Origin of the sequence: Tractidigestivibacter montrealensis, assembly GCF_024741235.1 — a bacterium.
GTDB classification, from domain to species: domain Bacteria; phylum Actinomycetota; class Coriobacteriia; order Coriobacteriales; family Atopobiaceae; genus Tractidigestivibacter; species Tractidigestivibacter montrealensis.
The window spans coordinates 94,410-116,943 of record NZ_JANSKA010000003.1 but is presented as its reverse complement, the minus strand read 5'-3'; the positions used below and the strand labels follow the sequence as shown (position 1 = coordinate 116,943).

General features: G+C 63.1%; 21 protein-coding genes. 11 read left to right on the top strand and 10 right to left on the bottom strand.

The window, feature by feature from the left end; all coding sequences use genetic code 11:
• Positions 1 to 32: 32 nt before the first annotated feature.
• The gene (pth2, locus tag NVS32_RS05215) at positions 33 to 479 is read right to left on the bottom strand and encodes an aminoacyl-tRNA hydrolase (RefSeq protein WP_258498953.1); all 447 of its coding nucleotides are present in this window, start codon (positions 477 to 479) and stop codon (positions 33 to 35) included.
• A gap of 8 nt (positions 480 to 487) precedes the next feature.
• Positions 488 to 1,660, bottom strand: coding sequence for a cation diffusion facilitator family transporter (locus NVS32_RS05210; protein ID WP_258498952.1), 1,173 nt, complete (start codon positions 1,658 to 1,660; stop codon positions 488 to 490).
• Positions 1,661 to 1,972: 312 nt separating this feature from the next.
• On the opposite strand from NVS32_RS05210, the gene NVS32_RS11005 reads away from it, so the two are divergent.
• The 5 genes from NVS32_RS11005 (at position 1,973) to NVS32_RS05185 (ending at position 8,083) form a co-directional block, all read left to right on the top strand.
• A complete protein-coding gene (locus tag NVS32_RS11005) occupies positions 1,973 to 2,668 on the top strand; it encodes a prepilin peptidase (protein ID WP_368407208.1) in 696 nt (231 codons plus the stop codon).
• A gap of 314 nt (positions 2,669 to 2,982) precedes the next feature.
• Positions 2,983 to 3,867, top strand: a complete 885-nt coding sequence (locus NVS32_RS05200; RefSeq protein ID WP_158553505.1) for an HAD family hydrolase — start codon at positions 2,983 to 2,985, stop codon at positions 3,865 to 3,867.
• Positions 3,868 to 3,957: 90 nt separating this feature from the next.
• Complete coding sequence (locus NVS32_RS05195; RefSeq protein ID WP_118310769.1) at positions 3,958 to 4,824, top strand: methylenetetrahydrofolate reductase; 867 nt, start codon at positions 3,958 to 3,960, stop codon at positions 4,822 to 4,824.
• A gap of 4 nt (positions 4,825 to 4,828) precedes the next feature.
• Positions 4,829 to 5,536 (top strand): vitamin B12 dependent-methionine synthase activation domain-containing protein, encoded by a 708-nt coding sequence (locus tag NVS32_RS05190; RefSeq protein WP_258498950.1) that lies wholly within the window; start codon positions 4,829 to 4,831, stop codon positions 5,534 to 5,536.
• An 18-nt stretch (positions 5,537 to 5,554) separates the two neighbouring features.
• Entirely contained in the window at positions 5,555 to 8,083 is a 2,529-nt protein-coding gene (locus tag NVS32_RS05185; protein ID WP_258498949.1) for a homocysteine S-methyltransferase family protein, read from the top strand.
• Between the two features lie 177 nt (positions 8,084 to 8,260).
• Here the strand turns inward: NVS32_RS05185 and glpK are convergent, their stop codons facing one another.
• The 5 genes from glpK to NVS32_RS05160 all read right to left on the bottom strand — a co-directional run bounded on the left by glpK (position 8,261) and on the right by NVS32_RS05160 (position 13,934).
• On the bottom strand, positions 8,261 to 9,754 hold the full coding sequence (glpK, locus tag NVS32_RS05180) for a glycerol kinase GlpK (protein WP_258498948.1): 1,494 nt from the start codon (positions 9,752 to 9,754) through the stop codon (positions 8,261 to 8,263).
• A gap of 2 nt (positions 9,755 to 9,756) precedes the next feature.
• Positions 9,757 to 10,767, bottom strand: coding sequence for an alpha/beta fold hydrolase (locus tag NVS32_RS05175; RefSeq protein ID WP_258498947.1), 1,011 nt, complete (start codon positions 10,765 to 10,767; stop codon positions 9,757 to 9,759).
• A gap of 166 nt (positions 10,768 to 10,933) precedes the next feature.
• Positions 10,934 to 12,154 (bottom strand): ethanolamine utilization protein EutH, encoded by a 1,221-nt coding sequence (gene eutH / locus NVS32_RS05170; protein WP_258498946.1) that lies wholly within the window; start codon positions 12,152 to 12,154, stop codon positions 10,934 to 10,936.
• An 86-nt stretch (positions 12,155 to 12,240) separates the two neighbouring features.
• Positions 12,241 to 13,158, bottom strand: a complete 918-nt coding sequence (locus NVS32_RS05165) for a choline/ethanolamine kinase family protein (protein WP_258498945.1) — start codon at positions 13,156 to 13,158, stop codon at positions 12,241 to 12,243.
• 134 nt (positions 13,159 to 13,292) lie between these two features.
• Positions 13,293 to 13,934, bottom strand: coding sequence for a glycerol-3-phosphate acyltransferase (locus NVS32_RS05160; RefSeq protein WP_258498944.1), 642 nt, complete (start codon positions 13,932 to 13,934; stop codon positions 13,293 to 13,295).
• Positions 13,935 to 14,039: 105 nt separating this feature from the next.
• Between NVS32_RS05160 and NVS32_RS05155 the strand changes: the two genes are divergently transcribed.
• From NVS32_RS05155 to NVS32_RS05135, 5 genes are all read left to right on the top strand, one after another.
• Positions 14,040 to 14,714: an HAD family hydrolase gene (locus tag NVS32_RS05155; protein ID WP_258498943.1), complete on the top strand. Its 675-nt coding sequence runs from the start codon at positions 14,040 to 14,042 to the stop codon at positions 14,712 to 14,714.
• Positions 14,715 to 14,779: 65 nt separating this feature from the next.
• A complete protein-coding gene (locus tag NVS32_RS05150) occupies positions 14,780 to 15,028 on the top strand; it encodes a hypothetical protein (protein WP_258498942.1) in 249 nt (82 codons plus the stop codon).
• Positions 15,029 to 15,200: 172 nt separating this feature from the next.
• Positions 15,201 to 15,809 carry a TetR/AcrR family transcriptional regulator gene (locus NVS32_RS05145; RefSeq protein WP_258498941.1) on the top strand — a complete coding sequence of 203 codons (609 nt, stop codon included), beginning with the start codon at positions 15,201 to 15,203 and terminating at the stop codon, positions 15,807 to 15,809.
• Positions 15,810 to 15,843: 34 nt separating this feature from the next.
• Positions 15,844 to 17,244: a cation:proton antiporter gene (locus NVS32_RS05140; protein WP_258498940.1), complete on the top strand. Its 1,401-nt coding sequence runs from the start codon at positions 15,844 to 15,846 to the stop codon at positions 17,242 to 17,244.
• Positions 17,245 to 17,358: 114 nt separating this feature from the next.
• The gene (locus NVS32_RS05135; protein WP_258498939.1) at positions 17,359 to 18,351 is read left to right on the top strand and encodes a type I phosphomannose isomerase catalytic subunit; all 993 of its coding nucleotides are present in this window, start codon (positions 17,359 to 17,361) and stop codon (positions 18,349 to 18,351) included.
• A gap of 281 nt (positions 18,352 to 18,632) precedes the next feature.
• On the opposite strand, the gene mscL is transcribed toward NVS32_RS05135, so the two are convergent.
• The 3 genes from mscL to NVS32_RS05120 form a co-directional block, all read right to left on the bottom strand.
• Complete coding sequence (gene mscL, locus NVS32_RS05130) at positions 18,633 to 19,076, bottom strand: large conductance mechanosensitive channel protein MscL (RefSeq protein WP_258498938.1); 444 nt, start codon at positions 19,074 to 19,076, stop codon at positions 18,633 to 18,635.
• Positions 19,077 to 19,227: 151 nt separating this feature from the next.
• Positions 19,228 to 19,686: a D-aminoacyl-tRNA deacylase gene (gene dtd / locus NVS32_RS05125; protein WP_258498937.1), complete on the bottom strand. Its 459-nt coding sequence runs from the start codon at positions 19,684 to 19,686 to the stop codon at positions 19,228 to 19,230.
• Between the two features lies 1 nt (position 19,687).
• Complete coding sequence (locus NVS32_RS05120; RefSeq protein WP_258498936.1) at positions 19,688 to 21,238, bottom strand: carboxypeptidase M32; 1,551 nt, start codon at positions 21,236 to 21,238, stop codon at positions 19,688 to 19,690.
• A gap of 250 nt (positions 21,239 to 21,488) precedes the next feature.
• On the opposite strand from NVS32_RS05120, the gene NVS32_RS05115 reads away from it, so the two are divergent.
• Positions 21,489 to 22,448, top strand: a complete 960-nt coding sequence (locus NVS32_RS05115; protein WP_258498935.1) for an ROK family protein — start codon at positions 21,489 to 21,491, stop codon at positions 22,446 to 22,448.
• Positions 22,449 to 22,534 lie beyond the last annotated feature (86 nt).

The following is a 22,534-nucleotide window of genomic DNA, read 5'->3' as shown; positions in this document are numbered from 1 at the left end:
GACAGTCCCTTTGTCTCATGGCAGCGGAGGTGCTAGTAGAGCGGCAGATCTCCCGTGATGGGGTCGATCTTCTCGGCAGGGAGCGGTTCGAAGGCCAGGCAGGTGAGCGTTGCCTCGCCATGGAACTCGGTGAGGCCGGCATCGCGCACGAGGGCCACGGCAAAGCCCTGCTCGCGGCCCTTCTCAGCAATGTCGAGCAACGCGTCCTCCGAGTCCACGTACACGCAGACCTTTGCCACGCCCGAGTCGAACCAGTCCGAGAGCGCCGTGGAGTCTGCCATGGGGTGGTCGAGGTAGACCCACGCGGGCGTCCCGTCTGGCGCCGTGCGAGCGCGAACCTGGTCAAGGCGTCCCTCGCGTACAAGCGCCATGAGCGTTGCCTCAACGCAGGCGTGTCCTGCCTGGGCAGCGATCTTGCCCTTGCGCATCTTGAGGTCGCGTCTCATGACGATCATCTGCTTGGACTTGTAGCCTGCCATGTCTTTCCTCACTGCTGGGACGATACGTAGCTGTTGTCGATGGTGATCTTGCAGATTGCCTTCGGGTACTTGGATGTGACAATATTTGATATGGCGGCCCGGAGCTCATCGTTGGTCATCGCCAGGTTGTGCGGGCGCACGCAGTCAAAGATGACGTTGGTGTGGGTGGGGCCGGGAACAGTGCGCAGGTCGTGGATCGTGAGGCGCGGGTCTATCTCCTTGATGTGGATCGAAATCCAGTGGCGCATGTCGGACACGCGCGGGTCATCCGTCACAATGGGGTCGTAGTGGAGGGTCATGACCATCCCCTCCTTGAGGAAGTCCTGCTCGATGTTGTCAAGGAGGTCATGGGAGGCAAAGACGTCGCCCTCGCCCGCCATCTCAACGTGCGCGCTTGCAAACTGCCGGCCGGGACCGTAGTCGTGCACCATGAGGTCGTGCGTGCCAAGCACCCCGGGGTAGCTCATGATCTTGTCGTGGATGTGCTTGATGAGCGCGGGGTCTGGCGTGCGGCCAAGGAGCGGGTCGATGGCGTCGCGCACAAGTGAGAAGCCGCTCCAGCAGATGAAGGCCCCCACCACGGTGCCTGCAATGCCGTCGAGGTCAAAGCCCGTGAAGTACGAGAGGATGGCGGCGGCGAGAACAGCGCCAGAGGTAATGACGTCGTTTCGCGAGTCGATGGCTGTGGCCTCGAGCGTCTCGGACGAGATGCGCTTGCCCATCGAGCCGTTGAAGAGCGCCATCCACGACTTGACGGCCATCGAGACCCCGAGAACCACGATAACCGCAGGCCCAAAGTCCGTTGGCTCCGGCGAGATGATCTTCTGGACCGACGTAATGACCAGGTTGATGCCCACGGCAAGAACCAGCGCAGCAACGGTCAGCGACGCCAGGTACTCAAAGCGCCCGTGTCCATAGGGGTGCTCGTCGTCAGCAGGCTTGCTTGCTAGCTTGAAGCCGAGAAGGGCGACGATGTTGCTCGACGCATCAGACAGGTTGTTCACGGCGTCGGCGATGATCGAGACCGATCCCGCGATGAAGCCCACCATTCCCTTTGCGATGCAGAGCACCACGTTGCATACGATGCAGACCATGCCCGCAAACTGTCCGTAGCGCGTCCTGCCGGCGGGGTCCGTCGTGCTTACCCCTGTCAGGAACCTCCGTACAAGCCAATCTGTCATCGTTGCCATCTCCTCCCCGTGAGTAGTGCCAACGCCCCGCGGACTCATAGCTGCGATTTGGGCAAGTGGGCCTGAGTCTAGACCTTTTGGCGCACAGGAGAGGGACGTCTCCCAAGCGTCATGATTCTGCCGCTTGCGAATCTGTCACATTTCTGACGGCCAATGTCACATGCTGTCATCCCTGCAGCTCAGGCAGGGAAAGTGGGCAAGAAAACCGGGTTCCGTGATGGTTTGGGCATAACCCTATGCCCAAACCACGTACATGTGTTCGTATACCATCCTACCATGGAGCTGCGTTGATGGGAGGATGCCATGGATTTTGCGCATGCAGCGGTTGCCCGCCTCTTGGCGGAATGCATCCTGTGCGCCGGCTTTGCGGGCGGCGTGGGGCATGCCGTGACAAGACGGGAGGCGGGATGGCAGGCTCCTGCAAAGACCCTCATATGTCTGAGTGGCGCGCTTGCGGGGGCTTGCGTGGGCGCTGTTGCGGCGAGTTGGCTAGAGGCGGCGGAGCTTGCGATGCTTGTGACCGCGCTTCTCGCCTGCAGCGTGACAGACCTTGCTCGGCGCGTTATCCCCAATCGCATCGTCTGGGGCATCCTTGCCATCCGGGGCGCGTATCTCTGCCTGGAAGCGGTTTGGGGGAGTGCGCATGGCTTGGGATGCGGCGACGTCCTTGAGGAGGCTTGGGCATCGGTTGCGGGCGGAGCGCTTGTGCTTCTCGTCCTTCTCGGCGTTCAGCTGCCCTGGATGCGAGCGCGGGGAAGTCTGCAGCATTGCCTTGGCGGGGGAGATGCAAAACTGCTGTCTGCATGCGGCACCTGTCTTGGGGCAGTTGGGGGGATGGCATGCGTTGCCCTCTCGTGCGTGCTGGCATTGGCATGCTGTTTGGGCGCGTGGGCATTTGGGTGCGCACGGGGAGAGGGAAAGTCCTTCCCAAGAGTGTTTCCCCTTGCCCCCCAGGTGTTTGCGTCGGTTGTCATATTGACCGCCTACCGAGCATTTTGACCGTTCGCACCTTGTGCTCATTCCAATTTATTTCATAAAAAGTTTTTTGATGTTGGGAGGGCTTTGGTAGTCGTACGATAGGTGAGCCACTGGCGGTCCCCCAACACCCGCCGGCGGTTCGGCTGGGACCTGCGGCCCCGTGTCGCACCCCCCCTGTCGAATGGTCTTGCCCTTCGAGTGCGCGGCCTCGCGCCCCGGTCGTCTCCCCCTACGTCAGGGCGCTTGACGGCCGCAATGCCGGTGCGCATGCATCGCGTTACACTCGTGGGGCAAGGCCTGTCTTCAGGTCGTCCACGGCCGTTTGGGGGAACTTCGTGATTAAGCTCATCCTTTCAGATTTGGACAACACCCTGGCATGGGCAGGCGAGCACGTCGTCACTCCCTATGCTCGTGAGGCCATTCATGCGGCTCAGGCGGCTGGCGTGCACTTTGCCCCCGCCACCGGACGAGCCCCCTCGGCGCTTCCCTGGATGTTCGAGAACGACACAGCCTGCCTTACAACGGTGCTGGCAGACAATGGCCAGCTCATCTACCAGGACGGCAAGCTCGTCCACGAGGTGCCGCTCGACCTTGGTGCGCTCCGCCGCTGTGCGAGGTCGCTGGACGGGATGGATGATGCCTGGCTCGTCCTGGACTATGTGGACACGGGCGAGCAGTATGCCGTGAGGGCTTCCGCAGACTATCTCGAGAAGTACCGTGTGCCGTACTTCTTTGCGGTGGCAGGCACCGTCGACGAGGTGCCAGATCGCCCCGTGGTAAAGGCGAACGTGCGTGTGGTTGGCGACTTCGTGCGCGGCCGAGAGGTACGCGCCGTCCTCAAGGAGTCCTGTCCCGAGTTCGACTTCGTGTTTCCCATGCAGGAGCGTCCGCACATCGACATCTTGCCCGCCGGCTGGGACAAGGGCGTGGCGGGGGAGTGGCTGGCACATAACCTTGGCCTTTCCAACGACGAGGTCTGCTGTTTTGGCGATGCCGAGAATGACCTACCCCTCCTCACGCGCTTCAAGAACTCCGTGGCAGTTGCCAACGCCACCCCGGTTGCCGCCGGGGCAGCTCGCTGGCACATCGGTCGGGCAGACCAGGATGCGGTGGCAGATGCCATATTTGACATTGCCCGCTCGACCGCGGCAGGCGAGATGCCCTCGTTCATGCGCGGCGAAGACGCGGCGAGTGCCAGTGACAAGCGCTCTTCTCGGTAGCCATCTCGTAAACCGGCGGGAGCTTGCGTCTTACCCGGGCTACCATGTGTTGTTACTAGTTCGGGGTCATTTCTGTGCGATTGGGGAGTCATGAGGATTACCGACAAGCTTGCGGCGGGGCAGACGCTCTCGTTTGAGATCTTCCCGCCCAAGGGAGAGATGCCGCTCGAGGAGGCATACCGCGTTGCCTCTCAGATTGCCGAGAACAAGCCGGACTGGATTTCGGTGACGTACTCTGCCGGCGGCTCGGGCAACTCGGCGAACACCGTCCCCATTGCCGCCAGGATCGAGGGCGAGCTTGGGGTGACCGCGCTGGCTCACCTCACCTGCATGGGGTCAACCGCTGCTGATGTTGACGCCTACGTGGACAGCCTGCGCACGGCAGGCATCCAGAACGTGCTTGCGCTTCGTGGCGACCGCAGGCCAGGCGTGGACGTGGTCGACTTTGCGCACGCCTCCGACCTCATTGCGCACCTTCGAGAGACGGCGCCCTCGCTGTGCATTGGCGCTGCGTGCTACCCCGAGGGCCACGTGGAGTCCGCCTCGCTCGATGAGTCCATGCGTGCCCTGCGCATCAAGCAGGAGGCGGGGGCAGACTTCCTGGTCTCCCAGCTCTTCTTCGACAACAACGACTTCTATCGCTTCCGCGAGCAGTGCCTGCGCTACCGCGTCAAGCTCCCCGTTGTTGCCGGCATCATGCCCTTCACGAGCGTCAAGCAGATCCAGCGCATGGCGTTCAACTGCGGCGCGTCAATCCCTGCCAAGGTCGTGAAGCGCCTCGTGCATGCGGGCGATGACCATGCCGCCCAGGCTCGCGCGGGCATCGAATACGCCTGCGAGCAGATCTGCGACCTCGCCAGAAACGGTGTCGACGGCATCCACATCTACAGCATGAACCACCCGGAGATCGCGCGCGCCACCCACGATGCCCTTGCAGACATGGGCTACCTGGGGTAGCTCAATGGTCGAGTCGTATGACATAGGCTCCATCGACCGCTCCGAGGTCCTGCGCTACATGGGCTACGCCGGCCAGAGCATGACGGCCGAGCTTGAGGGGCGCATCGACGGCTGCATGAAGCGCTGCCTCTCCGTTGGCGGGCCGCGCGGCGTTTGGCGCATCTTCGATGTGGAGGGCACTGGCACCAAGGAGGACGGCACGCCGTGCGTGCGGCTTGCCGGCACGTCGCTGGAGCTTCTCGGCACCTCCATGCAGAAGCACATGGAGGGTGCCGTTGCGGTTGGTGTGATGGCCGTGACTGTGGGCATGGGGGTCGAGCGCGAACTGCGTCGTCTTTCGCTCACCGACCGTGTGGGACAGGTAGTCTTTGACGCTGCAGCCACCACGCTGGTTGAGCGCACGGCAGATGCCTGTGAGGCGTCCATTGTCGCCGCGGGTCATGAGCGCGGCCTCTTTGCCAACTTCCGCTTTAGTCCGGGCTACGGCGACATGCCCATGGCGACGCAGCCGGTTCTCCTGCAGGCCCTCGACGCGCAGCGCCAGCTGGGCATCACCCTTACCGACACCCTGCTCATGGTCCCAACCAAGAGCGTGACCGCCGTGGTGGGCCTCTTTGAGACCATCCAGCCATCCACGCATGCAAGCTGCGCGGGATGCCCCTGCTTTGACTTCTGCACCATTCGGCCTACTGGCCACACCTGCCGCGGATAGCGGCGAGAGGAGCTGCCCATGAGCGCCAAAGGACCCAACACGGGAGAGGAACGCTGGCCAAAGGACCGCCTCGTTCCTCACTCGCGTCGCGTGCGAGACGAGCACCTTGCCGCCGTTCTGCGTGGCGAGGAGTTCCTGCTCCTCGATGGCGCCATGGGCACGCAGCTGCAGGCGCGCGGCCTTGCCGCGGGCGAGCTTCCGGAGCTGCTCTGCCTTACCAATCCCGCAGAGATCCGCGAAGTGCATGCCTCCTACGTCTCCGCGGGTGCGGAGGTCGTGACCACCAACACCTTTGGCGCCAACGCTGCCAAGCTGGGCGACACGGCAAGCGTTGCAGAGGTCTTCTCGGCGGCGGTGGCCTGCGCGTGCGAGGCGGGTGCCCGCTACGTGGCGGCGGACCTTGGTCCCACGGGCCAGCTTCTCGAGCCCATGGGGCCGCTTCCCTTCGATGACGCGTACGGCCTCTTTGCCGAGCAGGTGCGTGCTGCCGACGCTGCCGGCGCGGACCTCTTTGTGATCGAGACCATGGCGGACCTTGCCGAGGCGAAGGCGGCCCTGCTCGCCGTGCGCGAGAACTCTGACCTGCCTGCGTTTGTGACCATGACCTTTGGGGAGGACGGCCGCACCTTCCTGGGAACCACGCCAGAGGCCGCGGCAGTCACGCTCTCCTCGCTTGGCGCGGACGTTGTGGGCATTAACTGCGGGCTTGGCCCCGCGGCAGTGGCACCGCTGGTCAAGCGGATGCTCCCGTGGGCGTCCTGCCCCGTAATGGCGCAGGCTAACGCCGGCCTGCCGCACGTGGTCGATGGCGTAACAACCTATGACGTGGGGCCCGAGGAGTACGCGGAGGCCGTGGCAGGCATGCTTGACGCGGGCGTCACCGTGATTGGCGGCTGCTGCGGCACCACCCCCCAGCACATAGCCCGCGAGCACGAGCTTCTCGCCGGGCGCGTGCCTGCAGAGCGTCATGTACGCGACAGCTTTGCCGTGTCGAGCGCCCAGGAGATCTGCTCGCTCGACTACGGGCAGGTGGGTGTCATTGGCGAGCGCATCAATCCCACGGGCAAGCGCCTGATGAAGGAGGCGCTGCGCTCGGGCGATCACGACTACGTGATGAACATGGCCATCGAGCAGGGTCGCGCCGGCGCGCAGATCCTCGACGTGAACGCCGGACTCCCCGAGATAGACGAGCGCGCCGTGATGTGCCAGCTTGTCTCGGAACTCCAGGGCGTGAGCACGCTGCCTCTGCAGATCGATGCGGCAGACCCGGCTGTCATCGAGGCTGCGGTGCGCAGCTACCCCGGCAAGGCGCTGATCAACTCAACCAACGGCAAGGCCCAGACCATGGCGGACGTGCTGCCCATTGTGAAGCACTACGGCTGCGCGGTGGTGGGGCTCACCCTGGACGAGGATGGCATCCCCGCCACGGCGGAGGGTCGTCTCTCCATTGCTCGAAAGATCGTGCGCGAGTGCGAGCAGCTCGACATTCCGCGCCACGACGTTGTTATCGACTGCCTCACCATGGCTGCCTCAACCGACCAGACCCAGCCCCGGGCCATTCTCGACGCCATACGCCTGGTCAAGCAGGAGCTGCCTGGCGTTCGCACCGTGTTGGGCGTGAGCAACATCAGCTTTGGCCTGCCCTTCAGGCCGCTTGTGAACGGCACCTTCCTTGCCGCGGCCTTCTCGGCCGGTCTTGACCTTGCCATCATCAATCCTTGCCTTACGCGCATGATGGACGTGGTGGACTCTTGGCGCGTGCTCTCGGGCGAGGATGAGAGTGCCCAGTACTTTGTTGCCAACTACGCAGGGAGAGGCGACCGGGCTCCGGCTCCGGTATCAGCCGGCGAGAAGGCCGCTGCGCTCTCGGCCGGTGCCTCCGCTGCCCCTGCCGTGGCACCTGGCGAGCCTGCGGACGCCGCCGCCCGCGCCTGCGAGCTTGTGCTTGCCGGTCGCAAGGGTCCCATGCCCGAGGTCGTTTCCCAGGTCATCGCCGAGCACGATCCCATGTACGCCATCAACGAGGTTCTCATCCCCGCGCTTGACGTGGTGGGCGAGCGCTTCGAGAAGGGCATCTTCTTCCTGCCGCAGCTCATGGCCTCTGCGGAGGCCGCCAAGGCAGGCTTCGAGACCATCAAGGCCGCCGTTGACGCCAGCGGACAGGGCGCAAACGTGCCCGAAAAGGGCTCTATCGTGGTGTGCACCGTTCACGGGGACATCCACGACATCGGGAAGAACATCGTGCGCATGCTTCTCGAGAACTATGGCTACAACGTGATTGACCTGGGTCGAGACGTGCCGCCACAGGTGGTTGCGGACGCTGTGGTCAAAGACCACGTGCGGCTTTGCGGGCTCTCAGCCCTCATGACCGCAACGGTACCCGCCATGGCCGAGACCATCGAGCTTCTCCGCAAGGAGGCCCCCTGGTGCAAGGTGGTGGTTGGCGGCGCCGTGCTCAACCCCGAGTACGCGAAGATGGTTGGTGCCGACTTCTACGCGAAGGATGCCACCGAGACCGCCCGCATTGCCGTGGAGGTTCTGGGGTAAGGTGTCGAGACGACCGTTGGGGACGTCTCCGATACACATTCGTCAGCCGAATGCGTATCGACCTGCGTGCGCCACACATTCGCTGCCGATTGTGTGGCGCACGCAGGTTTGTAATGCCCGGAGTTTTCAGATGAAATGGCGGAACGAGAAGAACGTTACGTTCGACCGGCGCGTGCCCTACATCACGCGGTGCACGGCGTCGTGCCAGCCGGCCACGAGCTTGTCCACGCGCTGGGGATCCATCTGGCGGCGGAACACGTCATCCGTCTCGCGCAGGGCCTTAAGCTCGTCGATGCCGCTCCAGTAGCCAGTCGCAAGCCCCGCGAGAAACGCAGCTCCCAGCGAGGTGGTCTCGGTGTTCTGCGGCCTTCTCAGCTCGCGGCCCAGGATGTCTGCCTGGAACTGCATGAGGAAGCTGTTGGCGCTGGCACCGCCGTCCACGTTGAGCACGCCAAGCGGGTGGCCCGCGTCTTTGGCCATGGCGTCGGCAAGGTCGTAAATCTGGTACGCAAGTGCCTCGAGCGCCGCGCGGGCAATGTGATTGCGCGTAGTCCCGCGCGTGATGCCGAGAATGGCTCCGCGAGCGTCCGGGTTCCACCACGGCGCGCCCAGGCCCGTGAACGCCGGCACAATGTAGACGCCGCCCGTGTCCTCGACGCTCTTTGCCATCCACTCGGTGTCAGCGGCATTCTGGACAATCCCCAGCTGGTCACGGAGCCACTGAATGAGGGCGCCCGCCACAAAGACAGACCCCTCGAGCGCATACTCCGTCCCCTCGACCTCGGGTGCGGAGGCAACGATGGTCGTGACCAGGTTGCTCTTGCTGAGACGCGCCTCGTGCCCGGTATGCATGAGCATGAAGCAGCCGGTGCCATAGGTGTTCTTTGCCTGCCCCGGCTCGAAGCAGCACTGGCCAAAAAGCGCAGCCTGCTGGTCGCCGGCAACGCCGGTGATGGGGATGCCTGCGGGCACGCCGGGGTAGCTCGTCTCGCCAAACGAGCTGCTCGAGCGCCTAACCTCGGGCATCATTGAGAGCGGAATCCCAAAGAGGTTGAGCAGCTCCTTGTCCCAGCAGTTGTCGTGGATGTTGTAGAGCATCGTGCGACTGGCGTTGGTGACGTCGGTCGCGTGTACCAGGCCTCCGGTGAGCACCCACACGAGCCAGGTGTCAACGGTGCCAAAGAGCAGCTCGCCCGCCTCGGCGCGCTCACGAGCGCTGGGCACGTTGTCAAGGATCCACCGGATCTTGCTGGCTGAGAAGTACGCGTCGGGGAGAAGCCCCGTCTTCTCCTGGATTATCTGGCGCGCCTCAGGCGTGCCGCAGAGCTGCTCCACGAGATCTGCCGTGCGCCGGCACTGCCAGACGATGGCGTTGTAGACGGGCTGCCCGGTGGTGGGGTCCCACACGATGGTGGTCTCACGCTGGTTGTCGATGCCTATGGAATCGATGTCCTCTGCCGTGAGGCCGCGCTTGGCGAGAAGCTCCGTGAGCGAGCCAAGCTGCGAGTAGAGAATGTCCTGCGGGTTGTGCTCCACCCACCCCGGCTTGGGGAAGATCTGCTGGAAGGGGCGCTGCACGCAGTCGACCATGCGGCCCTCACGGTTGATGAGCACGGCACGGCTGGAGGTTGTGCCCTGGTCGAGCGCGATGACGTACTTCTCAGCTGCCATGGCTATGCCTCCTGGCTGGCGGTGGCCTGTGGCGCGGGAGCTTGGGCAACGTGCTTCTCGACCCATGCCAGCACGTCGGCAAAGACCTGCTCGTGACCCGTCTCGTTCAAGATCTCGTGCCGCATGCGCGGGTAGATCTTCACCGTGACGTCTGTGGAACCGGCTCCGCGGGCAAGGGCCGCGGCCTTCTCCACGCCCTCGCCGTTGTCTCCCACCGGGTCCTCGGCACCGCCAACGTAGAGCAGCGGTAGGTCGTGCGGGACGCTTGCGGCGCAAGTGGGGGAGTTGACCTCGGAGGTAAGGACGGCGATCTCGTGGTAGGCCCCCACGGAGAACATGAATCCGCAGGAGGGGTCTGCGATGTAGTCGTCGACGTTCTTGCGGTTGTGGGAAAGCCAGTCGAGGTTTGTCCGGGCATTGGGAATGGTCTTGCCGTAGCCGCCAGCCCCCATGGAGTCCACAAAGGAAGAGCGGTGCTCGGCGCCCTTGAAGAAGGACTCGAGCCATGTGAGCTTGAGCGCGGCCTTGGATGCCGTTGCCGGGAGAAAGCCTGTGCCGCAGATAATGGCACCTGCCAGTCCCTCTCCATGGTGGGCGATGTAAGAACGAACCTCAAAGCTGCCCATGCTGTGGCCAAAGACAATGTATGGAGTGCCCGTTGCAATGCGTTGCTGCGTCATGCCGCGCAGGACGTCGATGTCCTCCACAAGCGCCTGTGCCCCGCTTCCCACGGGCAGCTCTCCCCAATGCTCGGGCGAGCAGGAGCGCCCGTGGCCAATCTGGTCATGGCCTACAACGAGAAAGCCATGGGAAGCCAGGAAGCGCGCGAAGGCGTCATAGCGGTCGATGTGCTCGGCCATGCCGTGCACAAGCTGCACCACGCCGTGGGGCGCGGACCTCTCCGTTGACTGTGACGGTGCCATGCCAGCCGGCCACCAGGCACATGCGCTGATGGTCGATGTGCCATCCGTCGAGGGGAACGTAAAGCGCTCAAGGGTGACCTCTGTGGACATGCTGCCCCTTCCTTCGTCGTGGCTGAGCAAACATTATTGTTTGCCGCCGCGAGAGGCGCGCGCAGATGTCCGTGGCCGCACGGTATGAGGCTGCGTGTGGGCAGGCGTTGACGGCGAGCGGTAGGAGCCAAGCGTCAACGTGCGTACGTCAGCGACGCCGGGCCCCCTAGGCCTCCGACTGGGCCTCGAGGGCAAGGTCCTGCACTTCGAGCTCATCGGCCTTTCTCGTTGCCAGGCGCGTCGCAAAGAAGATCGCACACACGCCTCCCGCGAGCTTGCCCAGAAGCACGGGCACGATGAGCGTGGGCTGGAAGTTTGCGGTGAACGAGAGGTGGTCGCCAAAGAGGAAGGCGCAGCAGACGCTAAAGGAAATCACGATGACCTTGTCGTGCGCCTTGAGGTCCTTGACCATGGCGAGTGCGGCCAGTACGTTTGCGGAGGCGGCAAGAAGTCCTGCCGTGGCATCTGAGCTCAGGCCCACCGCACGTCCAACCCTCGAGAGGGGCTTGGCGAGGTAGGTCTTGATGAGCCACACCATGGGGAAGGCGCCGCAGAGCATCATGCCAATGGCACCAGATACCTCCAATGCGCGGAACTGGTCCTGCTCGTCTGCGATGATGGGGTCAAAGCCAAAGGACCCAAAGATGGTGGAGAAGAGCCCCGTGAAGTACTCGATGACCACTACCACGAAGACCACCTTAAGCACGCTGTCAAGCACCCGCCCAAAGACGATGAAGCCGCGGATCATGGCGTCGGGCTTGGTGGCAAGTCCTACCGCCAGCGCAACGCAGATGATGATCAGCGGTACCAGGTTGTGGGCAATCTGAGACCACGTAAGAGCCAGCTGGTAGGTGGCCGCGGCGTTGGTGGAGACCGTCTCGCGGATCACGGGGTTCGCAAGCGCAATGATGACGCTGGCAACAAGGACGCCCACGGGGATGGCGAGAAGCCCGCTCATGACGCCAAGGGCCAGGTATTTGCGGTCCTTGACCTCGAGCATCTTGAGCGCCACGGGCACGGTGAAGACGATGGTCGCACCGGCCATGTAGCCGGTCATCATGGCCATGATCCAGCTCTCGCGCGTCTGTGCGAGAGCGTCCGCAAGCTGATAGCCGCCCATGTCGACGGCGATGAAGGTCGTGGCGGCCATGGCGGGGTCTGCGCCCAGTGCGCCAAAGAGCGGCCCAAAGACCGTCGAGACGAAAGCGGTGAGGTAGGGAGCAGATGCCATGATTCCTGCGACCGGCAGGAAGATGGGGCCAATGGAGTCTATGCCCGCGACAAACTCCTTGCCCAGCTCACTTTCGGGGCGAGCAATTGATGCAATGCACCCTGCCGCCGCGCAGCCCATGATGATGAAGACGACGATTCTGCCAAATACTTCCATGTTGTCCCTTACGTTACTAATGCGTGCCCGTACCGCCATACCCTTGGGGTGAGGGCAGCCCGCACGTCATACTGTCCTGTGAATTACTAGAGCTCTTGCACGAGCTGTGCCGCGCGACTGCCGTACTCGGAGGCATAGCGGTGCCAAAGGTCCTGCCAATCTCCCACAGGGTCCCCGCATTGATCTTTGTACAGCGCCCAGACAAACCAGTACCAAGCGGCAAATGCAACGTAGGAGATGCAGTGGAAGAGTTCCTCGCCGGTAGGCTCGCGCTGGAAGTACTGGCAAAGCACCTCAAGTGCTTCTTCATAGCTGTAGTCGCTGCAGCAGATGAAGGTTCCAAGGTCACTGGCGTAGTCGGACATGCCAGCGTACTCCCAGTCGATGAGCGAGATGTCGGTTCCCCTTACCAGGAAGTTGGGGTCGTAGAAGTCGTTGTGGCAGAGTACCGGCACCGCCGAGGTTGCCCGCACGCGCTCCTCGAGACTGGCGATGCGAGCGCCAATGCGATCAAAGTCATCGTAGCGCGCCTTCTCGTCATTGTTGAGAAGCTCGAGGATGCCCTCGGTGTTCTTAAAGATGTCAAAGCTCCACTTTGACGTGACCCCGCAGGAGTGAAGCTCACGCGCCATCTCCATGGCACGTGAAACGTGAGCGTCGTTGTGGTAGTCGAAGGGCTTGCACCCTTCGACGAAGTGCGAGATCTTCCACCCTTGCTTGGGGTTCTCGTAGATGAAGGTGCGGTCTAGCCCAAGCTCGGCGGCTATTCCCTGGGCAAACGCCTCACCCTCGCGGCTGATGATCTTCTCGGTTCCAGCGCCAGGCTTGCGATAGACGTAGGGCTTGCCGCCCGCGACAAAGCGGAACGATTCGTTGGTGAGGCCCTCGTCAATAGGTGAGAACTCCGTGACGTCCTGCGGTGTGCAGCCAAGTGTGGAACAGATGTTGCCAAGCGTCTCCGGGTCGATGGGCTGGACGTTAGCCGCAACGGTGGCCTGTGGCATGTCTGTCTCCTCGCTCGCCTCAAGAGGCGATTGTCTGGTAATTGTTCAGTGTATATAAAGATAACGTAAGTACCGAACAATTCCATGGGAGAGCAGAACGACATGCCTTCGACAAACTATTTCATCAAGATTGCCTAATGGCGCTTCATGAACAATGCCGAGATGAACTTCTCACTGATTGATGCGCGGGGCGTCTCTCCGGTCCTTATGCCTGCTGCCGGGCCACCGTGGCACCAGATGGCTACGGCAACAAGAACAACGCCAGCGACTACGTGGACTATGTTCCCAAAGACAAGCTCAATCGCAAGCCACACGGCGGGAATGACAAGCGCGCCCAGGCAGAGGTAGCCGCCAAAGAGGACCACAAGAAGGCCGGCTAGCGCTGCGATGTCTCCCGCCGGCGGCGCCACGAGGATGATTCCCGCGCAGGTCGTGGCCACGCCTTTGCCACCACGGAAGCGGTGCCAGGCAGGGAAGACGTGGCCCAGCGTGGCTCCCACGGCAGCTGCCGTGCCGGCTGCGTCTGCCGCGGAAGGGAAGAGGGCTCGTGCCAGGACAAACGCGAGTATGGTCTTGGCAATGTCGCCCGCAAGCGTGACAGCCGCCCAGCCAGTGCCATAGGTTGCACCTATGTTTGCCATGCCGGGGTTGCCCATGCCAACGTCAAAGGCGCTCTTGCCGCTCACGTGCTTGCTTACCAGCTCTGCCGTGAGAAAGGACCCGCAGACGTAGCCTACCGCGAGCGAGCAGGCCACAACAATTCCCATACCTGGCATCACGGTTAGCCTCCCAACGACGTAAAAAGGTAACGATGAAGTGAAGGAGTATTTGAGGCTTCCCAGTTAGGGTACCCTACATCTTTAGGTGTGCCTGGAAAAACGATGGAAGGGGTGCGCCAGATGTTCGACGGCGTCATCTTCGACATGGACGGCTTGATGGTCGACACTGAGCCCGTGTGGGGAGAGTGCTGGGAGCCGGCCTTGGCCCATTTTGGCTATTCCGTTCCACCCGGCATTGCCGACGCGGTGCGTGGCTCCGCCGGCGATACCGCTACCCGCATCCTTCACGAGATGGTGAGCCCGGAGCTCGATACCAAGGCGTTCTGGGCGTACTTCTCGTCCCTTGCCGATAAGGTCTTCTCGCAGGGTGTCGAGAAGAAGCCAGGTCTTGACGAGCTACTTGCCTATTTGGGCGAGAGGGGCGTCCCCTGCGCCGTTGCCTCGTCATCCTCGAAGGAGGGCATCGGTCGCAACCTGCGCTTTATTGGCGCCATCGACCGTTTCCAGGCCATCGTCCCCACGAGCGAGGTCTCTCGCGCAAAGCCGGCCCCCGATATCTTCCTTGAGGCCGCCCGGCGCCTTGGTACCACGCCCTCGCGTACGATGGTGCTCGAGGACTCCTTCAACGGGGTGCGGGCAGGCGCTGCGGGAGGCTTCTTCACAGTGATGGTTCCAGACCTCGCCCAGCCAAACGACGAGATCAGGGGGATTGCCTCTCGCGTGTGCACAAGCCTACTCGAGGTGCGTGACCTTCTCGCCAAAGGCGAAATAGGCTAGCCATCTGGCATGCGCGTGCGGATCAAGGCACCCACAATTCTACGGTTTTGTACAGGGAGGGTTTCATGGCTGGTTTTCACTGCACCGAGTGCATCTATGGCTCTTTTGCCAAAAACGAGGAGACCGGAATGTACCAAGGCTCCTGCAGTCGTGGATACACGCTGGCCGTGCCCCACGTGTACAAGAAGCCCGACATGTTCTTTGCAAATAACCCTGATGACCTGGTGCCCGTTGTAGATCCGTTTGGGAAGGAATACCTTCGCCGCAGCAATGTGTGCGACCGATTCCTTCGGCCCAAGGACGCACGGCCATAGGGCGGAGAAGTAAGCCAAGGGGAAGTTTCTTGAATTTCTATCAAATGCTGCACTTCTTACGCATATTCAATAATGTATTGTGCTCATAATGCACTGCAGGTACGGGCTAGTGCCGAGGGGGCATTAGCAGTGTCTAGCCAAATGCTCAAGAGGGAGAAAAGGCGGTAGCCAGATGTCGAGAAAGGCACAGACCGACAGCGGTGAGACAAAGAGGGGACTCATCGCGTCAGCCACAGAGGAGTTTGCCGAGTACGGGTACGAGGGGGCATCCCTGCGCCAGATTTGCTCGAAGGCTGGTGTGACCACAGGAGCCCTGTACTTCTTCTTCGATAGCAAGGAAGACCTGTTCAACAGCGTTGTCTCTCCCTTGATGAGCGAGTTCCCCAGCATTCTTGCCACGTGGATCGAGCACGATCTTTCGGTCATCTGCGACGGCGCCGGTGAGCCCACCAACGTCGAGGAGCTGCCCGACGGCCTGTCCGAGCTGCTCCAGCAGTACCCGCTGGTTCCCAAGATTGTCCTGAGCAACCGCGACAACCCCGTGGTCAAGAAGTACCTTGATGCCAAGGTCGACGAGATTGCAGCCAGCATCGAGGATCGCGCCGCGATGAAGAACGGCAAGGAATCCGACGGTTTCTCTTCTCGCCTCCTTGCTACCATGTGTGCGGATGCCTTCATTGACATTCTTGCCAGCGACGACGACACCAGAGCCATCTCGCGCCATCTCTCCGAGATGTCTGCGTTCGTGCGCGGTGGCATGGAAGCCTCGCTCAAGAGGTAAAAAAGAGCTCAAAGGTGCGAGAGGAGATAACGCTATGGTGAGCCAGCTCTTCTCGCTCTCGGTGACCATGCTGGTGGCAGCGCTTGCCCCCTTTGCGGCAAGCCTTGTCCCTGGCAGGGCCATCCCAGAGGTCGTCTTCCTCGTCTTTGCCGGTGCGCTTCTCGGCCCCTATGGGGCAGATGTCATCAGGACGAGCGGAGGCGCCCTCTCTCTTGTCTCTGAGCTGGGCATGGCCTTCCTCTTCCTAATGGCGGGCTACGAGATAAAGCCTTCCGAGCTTGTGGGCACCATGGGGCGCCACGCCTCCATCTGCTGGGGCATCTCGCTTGCGGCGGCCATCGCGCTCGTGAGCCTCACGGGCTTCAGCCGCTTTACCGGCATGGCGGGCATTGCCTTTGCCATCATGCTCACTACCACCGCCTACGGCACCCTGGCGCCCATCATGCGCGCTCGCGACCTCACCAACACAAGCGTGGGGCGGGCGGTCACGGCCTACGGAGCCACGGGTGAGGTGCTGCCCGTCATCGCGGTGGCGATCATGCTTTCCACGAGGTCGCTGCTTGTCACGGTGGTCGTCCTTGTCGTGTTCATGCTGGTCTGCGTGCGCATTGCGCATCTCTCCACGTCCACGGCGCGCATCGGTGCGCGCTTCCGCGACTTCGTGCGGTCGAGCGCCGGCGCCTCCACACAGACGCCGCTACGACTGGTGGTGCTTCTCCTTGTGTTCCTGCTCTTCCTTGCCGAGGTGGCCGGCTTCGACTCGGTGCTTGGTGCCTTTGCCGCTGGCTTTGTGCTGCGCGTCTTCTTCCCGGATGGCAGCGATGAGCTGGAGACGCGCCTGGAGGCCATTGGCAACGGCTTTCTCATCCCTGCGTTCTTCGTGATATCCGGGGCGGGCATTGACCTCTCGGCTGCCTTGGCCGATTCTGGCCTACTCTTCCTCTTCATTGGGCTCCTGATCGCCGTGCGTGGCGTCTCGGTTGCCATCTCGCTGCGCGTGAATCCCGAGACGCGCACGATGGAGCCGCAGGAGCGCTTTGTGACCACCGCCTACTGCGTGATGGCGCTGCCGCTGGTGGTCGCAATCACGCAGATTGTGGTGGACGCTGGCGCCATGACCAGCCAGGATGCATCGGTCCTCGTGACGGCGGGGGCCATTACGGTGCTTGTCGTTCCCGTGCTCACCTCGCTTGTGCGCGTGACCGCGCCGGCGCACCCTGTCCACGCCCTGAGCAGCATCGTCTCGGGCGAGGAGAGCGCAAACGAGGCGCTCGAGCGGCAGCGCCGCGCCATGCAGACTTCGCGTCGGCGCTTCGAGGCCGCACGTGCCCGCCGCAGGCGCGAGCTGGAGAGGACCCTCTCCTCCGCCGAGTTCATTGCCCGGCACGGGGGAGACGAGCCTTCGGACGATTCCCCCAGCAACGATGGCGCGTGATTGCCTCAGCTAACCTGAAGAAGTACGTATCACAGTCATGTACATTGCGGGCCGCGGAGTAATCTGCGGCCCGCAAATCGTATGATGAGTGCGGCAATTGTGACCTTGGGAAGGATGGCTCATATGGCAGACGCAGCAGCTGGTACGGCACGGGATCTTATCTTTCTTGCGCCCATCTTCCATGGGAAAATCTGGGGCGGCCGCGAGCTCGAGAAGCGCTTTGGCTACAAGATCCCAGATGGTCCCATCGGCGAGTGCTGGGGCATCTCGGCCCATCCCAACGGTGACTGCGTGGTCGATGGTGGCGAGTTTGACGGCCAGCACCTCTCGGAGCTGTGGGAGAACCACCACGAACTCTTTGCCGGCGCCGAGGGCGACCGCTTCCCGCTGCTCATCAAGATCCTGGACGCGCGCGAGAACCTCTCTGTGCAGGTGCACCCGGACGACGCCTATGCCGCAGAGCACGAGAACGGCTCGCTGGGCAAGCGCGAGTGCTGGTACGTGATCGACTGCGAGCCTGGCACGCGCATCATCGTGGGCCAGCGCGCCAAGAGCCGAGAGGAGCTTGCGGCCATGATCGAGGGCGGCCGCTGGGATGACATGCTTAACTACGTGCCCATCCATCCCGGTGACTTCTTCCGCATCGAGCCGGGCACCATGCACGCCATCAAGGGCGGCACCCTTATTCTGGAGACCCAGCAGTCCTCCGACGTCACCTATCGCGTGTACGACTACGACCGCGTGCAGTCCGATGGCACCAAGCGCCCGCTCCACGTGAAGCAATCGCTCGACGTAGTGGACTATGGGCAGGTTCCGCCCACAAGCGGCACGGTTACGGCACCCGAGAAGGACGGCGTGACCGAGCTCATGGCCTGCCCCAACTTTGATGTGGAGCGCGTGCGCGTCTCAGGCGAGAAGACGCTTGCGCAGCCGTGGCCGTTCATGTGCCTCTCGGTGATTGAGGGTTCTGGCAGCGTCTGCGACGGGTCAGGTGTCGAGCACGCCGTGAGCGCCGGCAGCCACTTCCTGGCGCCCTCCGGATCTGGCGACGTCCGACTGACGGGCGAGATGATGCTCATCACCTCGCATCTCCCCGAGCGCGCGTAGGGTCTGGGCCGCTGGCCCGTGGTACCGTCCCTGGTGGAGCTGTTCCCCTGGTGGTGCCGTCCCCGGTGCAGCCGCCCCCGGTGGTGCTGCTGAGAACGAATTCGACAAAATCTCGCTTCAGAACGCTGATATGTGTCCAATTCCTTCTCGTTTGCCCTCTGAGAGAGAATGACACTACCTCGGGGGGCAGAAGAAGCGCCCGGAGGCCAAAGTCTCCGGGCGCAGTTGCCATTCCACCGCCTAGCTGGGCGTGTTTCTCGCTATTCTGTGGGCCTCGGCCGCTATACCGCGGGCTTCGCCCCGCCAGAGATCTCGCCGCCGCAGTGCGGGCAGCGGGTGGCACCGGCCTTGACCTCCTCGAGGCAGTGCGGGCAGATGGGCGCCGCGGCCTCCTCTTCCTTCTCCTGCTTCCCGGCGAGCTTCTTTGCCTCCTCGGAGAGCTTGTTCATGCTCTTGACCAGGCAGAAGATGATAAACGCAATGATGATGAAGTTAATGACGGCCGAGATGAACGCGCCAAAGTCGAGCTGGGCCGCGCCAACGTTGATCACGAGGCCAATCTGCTCGCCGCCGCCCGTGAGGCCCGAGATGAGCGGCTGGATGATGTCACCAACCAGGGAGTTGACGATGGCCGTGAACGCGCCGCCGATAATCACGCCGACTGCCATGTCCATCACGTTGCCGCGCGAGATGAACGCCCGGAACTCGCTGAAGAAAGCCTTCATGGTGATCCCCTCTCCTGTATTGATGAGCTTGGGGCCGCTGTCTGGCCTTTGTGCGAACTGACGCTGTCGTCAGCGACCTTGACAGACTCTACCACGCAAGGAAGCGTCGAACCAACGCCTGACCGTGGTCAATCGGACCAAAAGGCTGGCGCTACAGTCCAAGTTCCTCCGAGTCGAGCATTACGGTGAACGGCCCGTCGTTCACGAGGCTCACCCGCATGTGGGTGCCAAATTCGCCGCGGCCAACACGCCCTGGCCCCAGGTCCTTCTCGGCAAGCTCGCAGAAGAGTTCGTAGAGACGGTTGGCAAGCTCTGCCGGGGCGGCATTCGTAAACGACGGCCGGTTGCCGTGACGCGCGTCGGCGTAGAGCGTGAACTGGCTCACCACAAGAAGCGATCCGCCTACGTCCACAAGCGAGAGGTTGGTGCGACCGTTCTTGTCCGCGCAGATGCGGAGCTTGCGGACCTTCTCCCACATGCGCCTGGCCGTGCCCTCGGTATCGGTGGGGCCAACGCCGAGAAGCACGAGGTAGCCCGCACCGCATGAGCCAACCTCGCGCCCGTCGACCTCGACCGATGCCCGCTCGACCCGCTGGATTAGCGCGCGCATGCTACCTCGCCAGGTTGTAGATCGCCGAGAACTTCTCGACGAGGTAGTCCGTGTAGTAGCGGGGCTCGAAGTCCTCGCCACACGCCATGCGGATGAGCTGCGAGGAGTCCTTGGCGCGACCCCAGTGCCAGATGTTGGAGCGAAGCCACTCGCGGATGGGCGCAAGGTCGCCTGCGGCGCAGCAGCCGTCGAAGTCCACACCCTGGCGCACCATGGCGGCCTTGAACTGCGCGCCAAACGCGCTGCCCAGCGCATAGGTGGGGAAGTAGGCAAAGTCGCCGTCGGACCAGTGGGTGTCCTGGAGTGCGCCCTCGGTGTCGGTGGACACCTCAACGCCCAGGTAGGCACGGTAGCGGTCGGCCCAGAGGCCGGGGACGTCCGCGGCCTTGGCCTCGCCCGAGAAGAGTAGCTGCTCGATTTCGTAGCGCACAAGGATGTGCAGGGGGTAGGTGAGCTCGTCGGCGTCGCAGCGGATGAGGCCCGGCTCCGCGCAGTTCTCGGCCATGTAGAGCTGGTATGGGGTCATGCGGCCAAGCTGCCCGGGGAAGTGCTTGGCAAGAAGGCGAGCGAGCGGCTCGGAGAATGCCTCGCTCCTGCCCACGTAGTTCTCGAAGAAGCGCGACTGGGACTCGTGCATGCCCGAGCTGGTGCCGCCCTTGAGCGAGGTGAAGCGGTAGGCAGGGTCGACGCTCTGCTCGTACATGGCATGCCCGCCCTCGTGGAGCATGCTGAAGACGTTGGAGAGCACGTTATCCTGGTAAACATGGCTTGCAATGGCCACAAAACCCGTGGAGGGGCCGCCCGTGTAGGGGTGCTCGGTCTGGCCGAGCCAGAGTGCGTCGGTGTCCACCCCCTCAAGGCGCACCAGGTCACGCGCGAGGTCCCACTGGCGGCGCTCGTCAAAGGTGCCGTCGACCACGCGGTGGCTGGGTTTTCTCGGTGCTGCCATGCACTTGGCCAATAGCGGCACCACGCACTTCTTGACTTGCTCAAAGAAGGGGTCGTAGAAGGCGCGGCTCGTGCCGTGCTCGTACTGGTCGAGCCAGACGTCGTAGGGATCTGCGTCCGGATTCATGGCATGCGCCATGCTGACCCTTGCCGCCACGAGGCGGTCGAGGTAGGGCTCGAAGCTTGCCCAGTCATTTGCCGCCTTGGCGCGGCGCCAGACGTCGTTTGCCTCGACGGCAAGACGGCAGAACGCCGCGCGCTCGTCTGCGGGCACGCCTACGAGCGAGCTGCGGTCTCGCTTCAAGATCTTGACCTGGGTGGCGCGCGTCTCGCCGATGATTCCGGCGTTGGACTCAAGCCGGTCGAGCAGGGGACCCACCTCCGGCGCGCAGAGCAGGCGCGTTGCCTCCTCGTCGAGGATGGCAGAGGCCTCCGCGCGCTCCTCGGTGGCCTTGGGAGGGTCGATGGAGGGGCCAAGGGTTGCTATCTCGTCAAGTGCGTAGCGAAGGGCGAAGCGCCGGCGCTCAAGCCGGTCAAGGTCCGCCATGTCCTGCTTGGGATTGGAAAGCGCCGCATTCATCGCGGAGGGCGCGTTGTCGGTCATGATGCCTCCAGACTGCCCCGAAGGGGCGCACGGATCGACTGCACGGACAACGAGTGTAGCCCATGGCTGTGGGCGCCCCGTGCGCGTGCCGGTGGCCGTCGCGCGCATCTCGATGACCGCCGCTGGCACCGACCATTTTTGTGTTATGAGACGTGCACCGCCACCATGGACGTGGGATGATAGCTAGTGCCGCCGCATCGCCTGGCAGTGGGGGCGCACAATTCCGAAGACCTAACCGAGAGGGGAAGACATGCAAGCCGTCCTTGGTATCGACATCGGAGGAACCAGCATCAAGGCGGGGCTCTTCTCGCCCGAGGGCGAGCTGCTCGAGGAGCGTAAGATCCCCACGCCCGCGCTTGTGAACGCGGAGGCATTCGCAATTGTGACCGACGGCCTGACGCACCTTCTCGCCGCCCATGACAACACCCCCGAGGACGTCATTGCCTGCGGTCTGGACATCCCTGGCCCCGTTGCCGATGACGGCAAGGTGGGCTTCCTGCCCAACATTCAGCTCGACCCCGACGGTCTTGTCGCTGCCATCAACACCGCCTTTCCCAACGCCGCCATCGCCTTTGTGAACGATGCAAACGCCGCCGCGCTGGGCGAGCTCTGGGCTGGCGTTGCCCACGGCGTCTCGAGCTTTGTGCTCATCGCGCTTGGTACGGGCGTAGGCGCCGGCGTGGTGGTGAACGGCCGCCTGGTGGCAGGCGCGTTTGGCGCAGGCGGCGAGATTGGCCACATCACCGTGAACCCCAACGAGACCGAGACCTGCGGGTGCGGCCGCCACGGCTGCCTCGAGCAGTACGCCTCCGCCAAGGGGATTGTGCGGCTCTACCTCGAGGAGTGCGAGCGCCGCGGCGTGACGCCGGTCCACGTTGAGCACGCTACCGACACGCTCTCGGTCTTCCGTGCGCTTGCCAAGGGCGACGAGTGCGCAAAGATCGCCGTTGACCAGATGTGCGAGTACCTGGCGCAGGCTATGTCGCAGGTCTCCTGCGTGGTCGACCCGGCCATGTATCTCATTGGCGGTGGCGTGGCGGGCTCCTTTGCCACGTTTGCACCCGAGCTGCGCCGTCGCTTCCAGGCTCACGCGCTTCCCACCTGCAAGGACGTTGCCATCGAGGCGGCCTCGCTGGGCAACCAGGCGGCCATGTACGGCTGCGCGTACGAGGCCCTCGAGCTTCGCAAGCGCTCCCAGGCAGGCAAGTAGGATAGACGAATAAAGGTTTCGCGAGCAGGGTGCGCCTGCGGGGTGGTACATCCACCGCGCGGGCGCGCTTCTTCTCTAACATAATG